Here is a 12,337-nt window from a genome sequence, read left to right on the forward strand (position 1 = left end):
TTGTGTCGCTTACTGTCATTGTAACCGTTACAGATTGCACAGTCAATGTGTGAACGATTAGAAGGAGAGATTAAAGGACTTGAATCTCGAAGTTTAACAGCAAATCACTAAGCAGGGAAAGCGGTAAGCCGACGACGGTAAAATAGTCCCCTTCAATCGATGCAACAATTGTGGCTCCAATCCCTTGAATCGCATATGAGCCTGCTTTATCCTTAGGCTCCCCAGTCGCAATGTATCGACGAATTTGCTCGTCAGACATAGCTTTCATTTTCACATTCGTTACGCTATGCGAAACCACATGCTGCCCGGTAGCAGCGTCAATGCAAGCTACGCCGCTGTACACCTGATGCGTCGTTCCTTGCAGACCTTTCAACATCCGGAAGGAGTCCTCTTCATCAACGGGCTTTCCAAGAACCTCATTTTGAAGAACAACGACCGTATCAGAACCTATTATAATTCCGTGTTTCTCACTGGACTCCAGCATCTCGCGTACCGTTGACGCCTTACGTATGGATAAAACTTCTACTAGTTCTGAAGGAGTAATTTTCCCTTCTACGGTCTCATCCGCGTCACTCACACGAATGATATAGGGTAGTCCAAGTCCTTGAATCAGCTCCTGCCTCCGCGGCGAGGATGAAGCAAGAATTAATCTTTGCTCATGGTTTGGTGATTTACTCAAAAGAAACAACTCCTAGCTTAGGATAATGTCCGAATAGGATTTAATGCCGATTACAGCTTGCGATACAGGAGGAAAGCCCCTACTAATCCAAGAATACTGCACAAATTTAGTTTCACCAGAAGATGCAGCTCATATTTCACAACTTGCAGATCTGCCTTTGGATCCCAAGTAATCGAGACCGATTTGGTTAAAAAAGATAGAGCAGGCACAGGAGCCAGCAGCTGGCCGACTATAATACCGGTTATCAATCCGATGATTAAAAATATGACTAATGTAAAAGTGCCTTTTTTCATCGCTGTCATCCTCTCTTCTATGTACAAGCCCTATTATACGGGCACACTCTATTTTTTTCCATGAAAAATGTAGCTAGATGGTGATTCTTACCTGCTTACATCCTTAGCTGATCCTAGTAAGATAGATTATCGGAGGTTATTTCAACTATGACTTTACTTAAAAGACTTATTCTGCTCACCTTTATACTTACGGTAGCATTTCCTTATCAAGCTTTTGCGTACAAAATTGTTCTCGATGCCGGACATGGCGGGAGCGATCCCGGTGCCTCAGGCGTGAATGGTTTGAAAGAAAAAGATGTCAACCTCGACATCACGCAAAAGCTGCGGGACGAGCTAACGAAGCGAGGTTACGAGGTCGTCATGACAAGAACCGATGACACGTACTGGTCACTCGCTGAACGCGTGAATTTCACGGATGCCTTGCAAGCCGATTTATTCGTATCGGTCCACGCTAATGCGCATCCGAACGGCACTACCAAAGGCAGCATGGTGCTTTACTATGACAACGAATACCCCCAAGAGGATTATCCCGCAAGCGAGAAAATGAAACAATTGACACCTTACAGCAAAGATTTGGCCCAGCACGTTTTGGATTCTTTGGTTTCCGCAGCAGGTACCAAAAATCTAGGCTTAGTCCCAAGCGCGGTTTACGTAGCTCGAATGGGCAGCATTCCAAGTATTCTCGTGGAAACTGCGTTTCTAAGCCAATCCAGCGATGCAGCTTTGCTCGCGAGTGACGCCATACGTTCCAAAATGGCTGTTGGTATTGCAAACGGAATTGCAGGTTATACGCCACCTTTATTCACAGATTCCCTAGGGCATTGGGCAAGAGAATCCATTCTTCGCATGAAAAATAAAGGCATCATTGACGGAATCGCCAATCGGTATGAACCGGATCGCGCTTTGAAAAGAGCGGAATTCCTCACACTGATGGATCGGGTATTTTCATTCGACAAACTAGCAACGGCTTGTACGCCAAGTGGAACCGTCACCTCAGCCGTTTACAGCTGCCAGACGGCTGACCGAACGTACAAAGACCTGCCTGCTTCTTACTGGGCAAGCCCCGTTTTCGCTAAGGCGCAAAAATTAAATCTGCTCCAAGGCTATGCCGATGGAACGATTCGCCCTGAACAACCGATCACCCGTGGTGAGGTCGCTTATCTCTTCGACCGCCTCATCCAACTGTCAGCAACAAGCGGTGGGCAAAGCCCGGCGCCTAAGGTAACATTTGACGATGTGCCAGCAGACTTGTGGAGCGCCAAAGCCATTTATGCACTGAAACAGAAAGGCATTATTAACGGAATCACAGATACTTCGTTCAAACCGGAGCAAACGATGACACGCGCAGAAATTGCTGCCTTGTTGGACCGCTACTACGCAAAATAAAAAAAGCAGGTGTCTTCATAAGCTCTGATGAGCTCTGAAGACACCTGCTTTTTTATGGTTATGATACGCTTATTTTCTTGAGCAGGTCTTTCTGTGCAAGAATGTACTGCATCATAGAGGTTTGAGCTTGCCAGAGCATTGCTGTGGAAGGACTTTTCTTATACTCATCCATCGATTGCACGGCGCTGTTCAAGGAGGACGTCATCTTTTGCACGATAGGCTTCGAGTCATCGCTTAAGCCTTCATTAAGCGACGTAGATATCGTTGTTAGCGATTGATGCGAAGCGTGAATCGTTTGCAGAGAACTATCTGAAAGCGCGCTCGGCTTCGTTTCAGCTAGATGAATAAGAGCTAATTCATTAATCGTATTCACAAGCTTATTTCCTTCTGCTAGGAAAGCAGGCACCGAATCGGGTTTTTGACCGCCCCAACGGATTCCTGTCGCTGCCGGGATGTCTAAACTTTTGATATACACTTCAATCGTTTTATCTACAGTTTGGACTTGCTGTCTAAGCGTGGTGGCGTCATCTTTGGTATTAGCAAACCCTACAAAAACCGTGGGCTTATCCGAACTGTCCAGTGCGGACGCCAAGCCTTTCTTCTTCAGCGTATCCTGGATGGCTTGAGCTCCCTTCAAGGAGCTGAACACCCCATTTTGCAGGAACGTGTAAGATTTAGCCGGAATCTGGACCGATGTTACAGCAGCAGCGGCCACTGGAAGGCCGGTTGCTTGATCGGCACCCGTTTTTGTAGCTCCGCCAGGTGCTTTGGATGGAACAGCCGCTACGTTTGCTGAAGGAACAGCAATTGTATTCTTGACGGATGCTGTGTCTGTCGGGGTGCGGTCGGTTGGTGAAAACATAGAGAGAACAAAAAATCCGAAAGCAACCCCCGTCACGACAGCCCCTGCTACCGAGGTTGCAATGCGAATCCAAGGCGTGCCGCTTGACTTGGCATATCTTGGCCCTATTTCCGGTTCTATAAAAGGACCCTTTTGCGTCCAGCTCGACCATTCATCGCGATTCCGCTCTGTCATCGGCTCCGGCCTTTCAACCGGAACCTCTCTGATCACTTGTTGTTCCCGAATGGCCTGAGACTCGCGAATAATTCGTTCGACTCTTTCACCTTCCGTCTCAATCTGGCTATTCCAGTTGCCGAAATCCGTGGTAAACGTATTCAGCGCATGCGGTTCAAATAGGCTTTCTACTTGCTCTCTCTCAGCTTGTTGATAGGAGGTTATTTCCTCTGAGTTTTGCCGGTTATCGGGAGAATTCGTTACTACTTTATACTCTTCCTGATAGAGTGGAATCACCTTTTCTTCAGGACTCGGAACGCGCGAGGCTTTACGCGTGGATTCTGCCGGCTCCTTGGAGTCAAAACGATACGTGATTCTTGCTTTACTCATTCAATTCACTCCTCATCAAATGTATTTGGAAACGGACCCGCCGTCATCTTGTCCAAATCTTCTGTTACTAGATTATGATTGAGAGAATTGAAATATGTTTGGTTGAACAAAAAAAGACCGCCTCCAGCCTAAAGGCTTACAGCGATCTTTTCTCTAACCGTTCGTCTCGTATTTCTTGCGCAGTGACTTCGCTAAACCGTCAGCCGCTTTCCAGATATCTCCCGCACCCATGGTCAGTACCAGATCACCTGGCTGCACATGATCGATTAGATGACCAAGAACCTCTTCTCTTGTTGCAATGTGCTGAACATTAGGATTGCTATTGCTCTTGATCAATTCAACTAGTTTAGCTGAATCTACTCCTTCAATCCGCTTCTCGCCTGCAGGAGAATAAATGTCGGTAATAATAACTTCATCAGCCTCATCAAAAGAGCGACTAAATTGCTCAAATAGATAATAAGTACGCGTATAGCGTTGAGGTTGAAAGACAGCAATGATCCGTTTGCCTGTTGCTTTGGCAGCAGAAATCGTTGCTTGAATCTCAGTCGGGTGATGCGCATAGTCATCAATAATTAGGATGTTTTCTACTTCTCCAAGCACCTGGAATCTGCGCTTCGCACCCCGGAACTCTTGAATAGCCTCAGCAATCTTCTCAAAAGGCAGTCCCGCTTCCAAACACGTAATTAATGTTGCTAATGCGTTATATACGTTGTGCTTTCCTGGTACTGACAAGCTAACCTGCCCAAGAAGCGCACCTTTGCAATGGACGTTAAACGTTACCTTACGGTCGCCTAACGAAATATCGCTGGCTACGTAGTCAGCATCATTATCTATCCCATACGTGATAACTTCGCTTTGAATGGACGGAATCATTTCACGTAAGAACATATCATCTTGACAAACAATCGCTTTTCCACCAGGCCTAACTTGGCTGAGGAATTGCTTGTAAGCTTGCTTTAAGTTCTCGAAATCGCCATTGTAATTCTCTAAGTGATCCGCTTCAATGTTATTTACTAGAGCAAGCGTTGGATGGTATTGAAGGAAAGTGCCATCGCTTTCATCGGCTTCCGCTACAACGAATTCACCCTTGCCTGCTTTGGCATTGCTGCCCACATTCATGATTTCGCCGCCGATAATATAAGTCGGGTCTGTACCGCAAATTTCCATAACCAAAGCGATCATCGAGGAGGTCGTTGTTTTGCCGTGAGCTCCTGCAACCGCAATGCCCTTGCGTTCATTCATAAGTCTTGCCAGCATCTGTGAGCGGTGAATAACAGGAATATTTAATTCTTCCGCTGCTTGCATCTCCACATTATCTTTGGATAAGGCTGTCGAGTAAACGACCAAATCAGCACCTGATACATTGCGAGCTTCATGCCCTATGAAAACTTGCGCACCTTTCGCTTTTAACTTTTCCGTTAACTCTTGGTGTGCTAGGTCGGAACCGGAAATCCGGTAACCCATTTCAAGCATGACTTTGGCAATTGCACTCATGCCGTATCCGCCGATGCCTATAAAATGTACGTGTTCAGCTTGATTCACGCCGTTCTCACCATCCTTTTTCAGAATCGGTTTGATAGGTAATCCAAGAACGAACATCAGAGATTAAATACAGCGTGCCGGATACGACCGCCAGATCATCCTGCTCAGTTCTGCTTGTAAGGATTTCTAATGCTCGCTTCCAATCGCGCTCAACCACGATATCCACCTGACGGTTCATATCATGAAGAAGTTCACGTGCTAGCTCTGCGAGCATCTCGGCATCCCCTTTTTTATGAAAATCGGGTTCCGTAATGATAAGTGTATCCACCAATGGTAGTATATGCCTGAGATAGCCCGTATGATTCTTTGTCGAAAGCATTCCCATCATCAGATTCAGCTTTCGGTAACTATAAACGGTTTGGAGCGCAGCCGCAAGTGTTGCGGCACCTTCTGGATTATGCGCACCATCAAGCAAAACACGGGGCTCGTTCGAAATCATCTCAAGACGGCCTGGCCAACGAGTCTCTTTCAGCCCTTTGTACAAGTCTTCATCATCCACAATGCATGCATAGTATTGACGAAGCACTTCCAACGTCATTACAGCCACAGCGGCATTCTTAAGCTGATGTTCGCCGTTGAGCGAAATCGGCACGCCGGGGATCGGCCGGAAGGGCCCCTTGAAATCAAAGGTTTGAAGATCCAATTCACTTGTCACATTCGCGATTTCGAATTGATCTCCAAGCGAGTAAAGCGTCGCTTTCTTGGCTTTCGCTGTTTGTTCAATAACGCTCCAGCCCTCATGAGGCTGGGCTGCTGTAATAACAGGAACACCGGCTTTAATAATACCGGCTTTCTCCGCGGCTACTTTTTCGATGGTATCTCCAAGGATGTCCATATGGTCATGACCCACATTGGTAATGACGGTTACGACCGGATTCACGATATTCGTGCTATCCAGCCTTCCCCCCAGGCCCGTTTCCCATACTACATAATCAGGATAAGCCACTTTGCCGAAGTACATAATAGCTAGCGCCGTAGAAATTTCAAACATCGACGGAGCGCCGAGTTCGGTTTCGGCAATCTCGTCAATAACAGGCAACATGTCATTCACTAGTCTCAACAGATCTGCGTCTGGAATGTCCTCACCGTTCACTTGGATACGATTCGTATACTTTTCCAAATACGGGGACGTGAACGTCCCCACATCATAACCGCATGCCCGCAAAACAGAAGTTAAATAAGCGCATGTGGAGCCCTTGCCATTCGTTCCCGCCACATGAATGAATTTCAATCTGCGTTCGGGGTGCCCGAGTTTCTCCATCAACATCTGCATCCGCTTTAGTCCCGGTTTGATGCCGAGTTTCTCCATCCGGCCAACGATCCAATCGATTGCTTCTTGCGCGCTTTGGAAAGCAGGCGGATGGTTGTCTTTGAATTCGTTCATCGATCTCATCCTCATTTACTATATGAATCACCTTGTATACGTAACTAGGCAATCGTTGGTTTTATTGAAATTATCCCTTTAATTCCGCTAAACGAGCAATCACTTTATCCCGCTTATCCGCATAGTCAGCAAGCTTAGCTTTTTCTTCCTCGATCACCTTCGCAGGTGCCTTAGCCACAAAGCCCTCATTACCTAGCTTCTTCTCAATACGTTCAACTTCCCCATGCAGGGATTGCAGCTCTTTATCCAAACGCACGAGCTCTTGAGCAATGTCGATCAGCCCAGCTAGCGGCAAGAACAGCTCTGCTCCTGTGATGATCGCCGTCATCGCTTTCTCTGGCGCGGCCATTTCAGCGTCGATTTGCAGCAGGGATGTGTTACAGAAGCGCTTCAGATACTCTTCGTTCCTCTGAAGAATGCTTTGCGTTTCACTGCTTGCCGGTTTGATCAGCAGCTCAACCTTCTTGCTCATCGGAACGTTAACCTCGGAGCGGATGTTACGAACGGATCGGATCGCATCCATCAGAAGCTCCATCTCACGAACAGCATCCGGCGATTCGAACGCCGGGTTCTCAGTCGGCCAAGAAGCCAGCGTAATCGTTTCACCTTCATGCGGCAAATGCTGCCAAATCTCTTCGGAGATGAACGGCATGAACGGATGAATCAGACGCTGTGTGCGATCAAGCACGTAAGCCAATACCGATTGCGTCTTCTTCTTCGCAGCTGCATCCGTGCCGTACAAGCTCAATTTACTAAACTCAATGTACCAATCGCACAGGTCATCCCAGATGAAATTATACAGCAAGCGGCCAGTTTCACCGAATTCATAGCTGTCAATCAAGCGAGTTACATCGCGAACAGTTTCGTTCAAACGATGCAGAATCCAGCGGTCTGCTGTGCCAAGTTGGCCTGTCAGATCGATATCTTCGGCCTTAACGCCTTCCAGGTTCATGAGCGCAAAGCGGGATGCATTCCAGATCTTATTGGCAAAATTCCGAGCCTGCTCCACACGCTCCCAACGGAAACGGAGATCCTGCCCGGGCGTGCTGCTCGTAGATATCATATAGCGCATAGCATCTGCACCATATTTCTCAATTACTTCTAGCGGATCTACACCGTTGCCAAGCGATTTGGACATTTTGCGGCCTTCGGAGTCGCGTACAAGTCCGTGCATCAGCACGTCTTTGAACGGAATTTGCTCCGTAAACTCAAGGGCAGTGAAGATCATTCGAGCTACCCAGAAATAGATAATATCATAACCTGTTACTAGAACATTCGTAGGGTAGAAGCGTTTAAGGTCTTCCGTATCATTCGGCCAGCCCAATGTGGAGAACGGCCATAGAGCGGAGCTGAACCATGTATCAAGTACGTCGTTATCTTGTTTAAGATTCGTGCTTTGGCAGTGTGTGCAAGCTGAAGCGTCCTCACGGGATACTGTAATTTGGCCGCAGTCTGCGCAATGCCAAGCTGGAATGCGGTGTCCCCACCAAAGCTGACGGGAAATACACCAGTCACGAACATTTTCAATCCAGTTCAAATAAATCTTTTCAAAACGATCTGGTACGAAGTTAACGCCTTTCCCTGATTTTTGCGCATCGATCGCTTGATCGGCAAGCGGCTGCATTTTCACGAACCACTGTGTAGACAAGTACGGCTCGATTACGGCGCCGCTGCGCTCACTGTGACCTACTTGGTGAACGTGCTCTTCAATTTTGATCAGAACACCTTGTTCTTTCAGGTCAGCCACGATTTGCTTGCGGCATTCGAAACGATCTTTGCCTTGGTATGGACCTGCATTGGCATTCATCGTGCCGGTTTCATCCATAACAAGAATTTGCGGCAGATCATGGCGTTTCCCTACTTCAAAATCGTTCGGATCGTGGGCAGGCGTAATTTTAACGGCGCCGCTTCCGAATTCTTTCTCAACATACTCATCCGCAATAACCGGAATCTCACGATTTACGATTGGAAGCAACAATTTCTTGCCGATCAAATGCTGATAGCGCTCATCCTTCGGATGTACAGCAACCGCTGTATCCCCAAGCATCGTCTCAGGACGTGTAGTGGCGACAACGATGGAATCCAAGCCGTCTGTCGTTTTGTAAGTCAGGTGATAGAGCGCGCCTTGAACCTCTTTATATTCAACTTCAATGTCCGATAGCGCTGTGCGAGCCGCAGGATCCCAGTTAATAATATAGTTTCCGCGGTAAATAAGTCCTTTTTCATACAAGCTAACGAAAACTTCACGAACGGCTTGCGACAACCCCTCGTCTAGCGTAAAACGCTCACGGGAATAGTCCAAAGAAAAGCCCATTTTAGCCCACTGCTCGCGAATTGTGTTCGCATATTGATCTTTCCATTCCCATACTTTCTCAAGGAATTTCTCGCGTCCCAGATCATACCGAGATTGGCCTTCCTCGCGAAGCTTTTGTTCAACTTTGGTTTGTGTCGCAATGCCCGCATGGTCAGATCCAGGCAGCCAAAGCGCGTCAAAACCTTGCATCCGCTTCGTACGAACCAAGATATCTTGCAGTGTAAAATCAAGCGCATGCCCGATATGCAGCATACCCGTAACGTTAGGCGGCGGAATCACAATCGTGTAAGTTTCCGCGTCTGGACGGCCCCCCGCTTTGAAAAACTCATTTTTGATCCAGTAATCGTACCACTTTCGCTCCGCTTCTTTGGGGTCATACGTGGTAGGCATTTGCAGTTGCTCTTTGGTTTCATTCGCTTCGGTCATAAGATTACCTCCATTACTTTTATCTCTGTTAAATAGGCTTTTGTGGCCTGTAATTAAGCTTATCTACGGGTTAAATCAAACAAAAAAAGCCCTCCGCCCGCAAAGGACGAAAGGCTTGCTTCCGTGGTACCACCTTTATTCCGCGCAGCTTCAAATAGGAAGCGCGTGGCTCTCAAACAGATAACGGCTGCGGCCGGCAAATGCTAAGTGAGCTAATCCGCGAATCGCGGGCGCTTACCGTCACATTCACAACTCCAGGGCGACTTCGTTCGGTTGCTTCCTATGGAACCTTTCAGCGCTGCAGTTCCACTCTCTGAAGGGCATTCCGCCTACTACTCCCTATCAACGTTTCCAATATTACTCAAAAAGGTTTACATCATATGATATCGAACATTTGAAATAGAGTCAATATATCATTCAAGTATTACCGTTTATGAGTAAAATATGCCGGTTTCAAAAAAGATGTTCCGGAATAGATGAAGAGCCCCCAGCCATGAAACGGCCAGAGGCTCTTACCTATGTATCCAGTTCATTATCTAGGAAGATAAATAACCTGCCCTACTGAAATCTCCTGATCGCCAAGCCTATTCAACAGCTGCAGCTCACGCGGGTTGAGCTGATAGCGTTTGGCAATCGTCTCTAACGTTTCTTCCTTTTGAACGATGCACATCTTCAGCTTTCTAAATTCTTGAGAATTCGTCTGGTTTTGAAGAAACAGACGCTTCCACTCAACAGCATCTATCCGCGACTCCTCGGCAAGAGCAGCTTGCGCTTCTTCCTCTGCCCGCCTCTTATCCGTAAGGTAGGAGCCCGCTTTCGAGAGTAACGACTTGAGGCCATACGGGTTGAGGTCGACAGCCTCATTGGCCTTCTTACCGAACGCAACTTTGAGATCCTTTTTCTCTTCCGTAACCACCGTGCTGTCCGAATGGGGGGTCACCTTCAATTCTGTTTGCTCAATTTCTACGACTGTAGAGCCGCCATCCTCATAGTCGTCTTCTTGCATAGATGGAGGTGGTGACTGCATGGAAGGCGCAGCAACGGGTTCTTCGTTCATTTGCATTTGCATTGGCATTTGCTCAGGTATTGGTGTCTTCATTGGTGTAGGCATTGGCATTGGCATCGGCATCGGCATTGGCATCGGTTGAACCATTGGCTGCTGAAACTGAGGCATAGCCTGCATATTAGGCATTGGAATCGGTTGAATCGTCGGATTCTCTTGAATCGGCTGAATCGGATAAGTTGCAGGCGGCTCGTACCGTGGGAAATTAATCTCATGCACGAACGTAACTTCCTCTTCCTCACGCCAGCTCTCCACCGGAGCCGAAACAATTTCGACGCCCTGCAGGGATAACACACCCGTCACATTCAAACTTCTCGCTGACAATAAATCAATGTCAAAATTCTCAATATCCACTTGAATGTCTTCTACACGATGAATGCGATTCAGGGGTAATGTGATCTCTACTGGAATCAAATGCTCAAGTAGTCTCGGTGCTCCCCCCTCTTCACTGGCATAATTGCCGGTAAGCAGCAAGTTCCCTTTAAGTATCGCCTGATCATCGAAAGTAAGCACCTGAATGTGAGGAACTAATTCTACATCATTCAGCTCTTGTATTCCTGCCAAATCCTCCTGCAAATGAACACGCTCGTAGATATCGAATCTCAGACCTGGTTGTTGTTCAGACACCGGATTATCCTCCCTTCCAATCAAACCCGGATGCCGAAGGCATTCTCGGATTGCTGGTCCATTTACTTGTTTGTCTTTCTAAGTATATGGGTGGTAAGGGCGAGGCATGACTACATTTTTGTTGTCGCCTCGACTTTGTCCAGCAACTGCTGGAAATCAGTCGGCAACGGCGCATGGACCTCAATTAGCTTTTGCGTGATAGGATGCTCGAACGTAAGCCTCTCCCCGTGCAGCGCTTGACGATGAAACAAACGGGCAGAACCGCCGTATAAGACATCGCCAACAAGCGGATGTCCTAAGTGGCTTAAATGAACCCGAATCTGATGCGTTCGGCCTGTTTCCAGCTCCAGCTCCACAAGCGCAGCATTGTTCAATTGGCGAAGCACACGATAGCGCGTCACTGCTTGATCGCCGCCCGCAGTTACTCTGCGTTTGCCAGAGTGATGGCGGTCTTTTCCGATAGGCGCGTCTACGGATCCTTGCCATTCTTTGAATACTCCTTCTGCTAGAGCAACATAACGACGATCGATCCGCTTATCGCGCATGGCTTCATCAAGCAGGACATGCGCCCATTCATTTTTGGCATATAATACAGCGCCAGTCGTATCTTGATCTAAACGATGAATATGCCGTACGGCGCAGGCTTGACCGGTCGAATCATAATAATACGCGACGGCATTAGCCAGCGTACCGCCTTGCCCTGCTTCCGAAGGATGTACGGACATGCCTGCCGGTTTATTAACGACAAGGCAGAAATCGTCCTCATACAGGACATCAACGTCTTGGCGTTCAGCTTTGAAGGCAGCCTCTTCGTTCGGAAACACATGAAACCTAACCAGATTGTCTTGCACACGGATACGCCCTTGGGACGCTAAGCGCAGAAAGTACTTGCGCGGAACTGGCAGCAAAGCAGCAATTTCATCTACAGCACCGGGCCTCAAAGGTTTCCATGTCTCACTCGGAAGAGGCAGTTCCAGCCATTCCCCACTGCGTTTCCACAAGGTCATGAACGTGTCCCTCTATGAACAGAAAAAACGATGGCAAGTAAAATCAATAGAAACAGAAAAGTCAAAGCCATTAAATCTATAGGAAAATCAAAAAAGTAATAGCGTTTCATGGTTCAATAACTCCTTAAGGATATTGGATGACGTACATTTTATTTTAACAATTACCAATATCAATTGCATGCAAAAATATGATAATATAAGTCTAGTATTG

General features: G+C 47.3%; 9 protein-coding genes. 1 reads left to right on the top strand and 8 read right to left on the bottom strand.

Translation table 11 applies throughout. The annotated features are described in order from the left end of the window. Positions 1–70: 70 nt before the first annotated feature. Together AC58UW_RS24590 and AC58UW_RS24595 are read right to left on the bottom strand one after the other, a co-directional pair. Entirely contained in the window at positions 71–679 is a 609-nt protein-coding gene (locus AC58UW_RS24590; protein WP_497423208.1) for a Maf family protein, read from the bottom strand. Positions 680–729: 50 nt separating this feature from the next. Beyond that, positions 730–972, bottom strand: coding sequence for a DUF4321 domain-containing protein (locus AC58UW_RS24595; protein WP_497423209.1), 243 nt, complete (start codon positions 970–972; stop codon positions 730–732). Between the two features lie 147 nt (positions 973–1,119). Here AC58UW_RS24595 and AC58UW_RS24600 point away from each other — a divergent pair, with 147 nt between their 5' ends. Beyond that, positions 1,120–2,358 (top strand): N-acetylmuramoyl-L-alanine amidase, encoded by a 1,239-nt coding sequence (locus tag AC58UW_RS24600; protein ID WP_497423210.1) that lies wholly within the window; start codon positions 1,120–1,122, stop codon positions 2,356–2,358. A gap of 58 nt (positions 2,359–2,416) precedes the next feature. On the opposite strand, the gene AC58UW_RS24605 is transcribed toward AC58UW_RS24600, so the two are convergent. From AC58UW_RS24605 to AC58UW_RS24630, 6 genes are all read right to left on the bottom strand, one after another. After that, on the bottom strand, positions 2,417–3,763 hold the full coding sequence (locus tag AC58UW_RS24605; protein WP_497423211.1) for an SPOR domain-containing protein: 1,347 nt from the start codon (positions 3,761–3,763) through the stop codon (positions 2,417–2,419). Positions 3,764–3,916: 153 nt separating this feature from the next. Beyond that, the gene (murC, locus tag AC58UW_RS24610; protein WP_497423306.1) at positions 3,917–5,305 is read right to left on the bottom strand and encodes a UDP-N-acetylmuramate--L-alanine ligase; all 1,389 of its coding nucleotides are present in this window, start codon (positions 5,303–5,305) and stop codon (positions 3,917–3,919) included. Between the two features lie 7 nt (positions 5,306–5,312). Next, positions 5,313–6,689, bottom strand: a complete 1,377-nt coding sequence (locus AC58UW_RS24615) for a bifunctional folylpolyglutamate synthase/dihydrofolate synthase (RefSeq protein WP_497423212.1) — start codon at positions 6,687–6,689, stop codon at positions 5,313–5,315. Between the two features lie 70 nt (positions 6,690–6,759). Continuing rightward, positions 6,760–9,429, bottom strand: coding sequence for a valine--tRNA ligase (locus tag AC58UW_RS24620; RefSeq protein ID WP_497423213.1), 2,670 nt, complete (start codon positions 9,427–9,429; stop codon positions 6,760–6,762). Between the two features lie 532 nt (positions 9,430–9,961). Beyond that, on the bottom strand, positions 9,962–11,119 hold the full coding sequence (locus AC58UW_RS24625) for a LysM peptidoglycan-binding domain-containing protein (protein WP_497423214.1): 1,158 nt from the start codon (positions 11,117–11,119) through the stop codon (positions 9,962–9,964). Positions 11,120–11,229: 110 nt separating this feature from the next. Beyond that, positions 11,230–12,126: an RluA family pseudouridine synthase gene (locus AC58UW_RS24630; protein ID WP_497423215.1), complete on the bottom strand. Its 897-nt coding sequence runs from the start codon at positions 12,124–12,126 to the stop codon at positions 11,230–11,232. Positions 12,127–12,337: the final 211 nt, after the last annotated feature.

Source organism: Paenibacillus sp. J22R160 (assembly GCF_059692135.1).

What these genes read in the sequence shown, in the direction of transcription:
- AC58UW_RS24630 (WP_497423215.1), bottom strand. Translation starts at nt 12,126, where the DNA reads ATGACCTTGTGGAAACGCAGTGGGGAATGGCTGGAACTGCCTCTTCCG.
- AC58UW_RS24620 (WP_497423213.1), bottom strand. Translation starts at nt 9,429, where the DNA reads ATGACCGAAGCGAATGAAACCAAAGAGCAACTGCAAATGCCTACCACG.
- AC58UW_RS24600 (WP_497423210.1), top strand. Translation starts at nt 1,120, where the DNA reads ATGACTTTACTTAAAAGACTTATTCTGCTCACCTTTATACTTACGGTA.
- AC58UW_RS24615 (WP_497423212.1), bottom strand. Translation starts at nt 6,689, where the DNA reads ATGAACGAATTCAAAGACAACCATCCGCCTGCTTTCCAAAGCGCGCAA.
- AC58UW_RS24595 (WP_497423209.1), bottom strand. Translation starts at nt 972, where the DNA reads ATGAAAAAAGGCACTTTTACATTAGTCATATTTTTAATCATCGGATTG.
- AC58UW_RS24605 (WP_497423211.1), bottom strand. Translation starts at nt 3,763, where the DNA reads ATGAGTAAAGCAAGAATCACGTATCGTTTTGACTCCAAGGAGCCGGCA.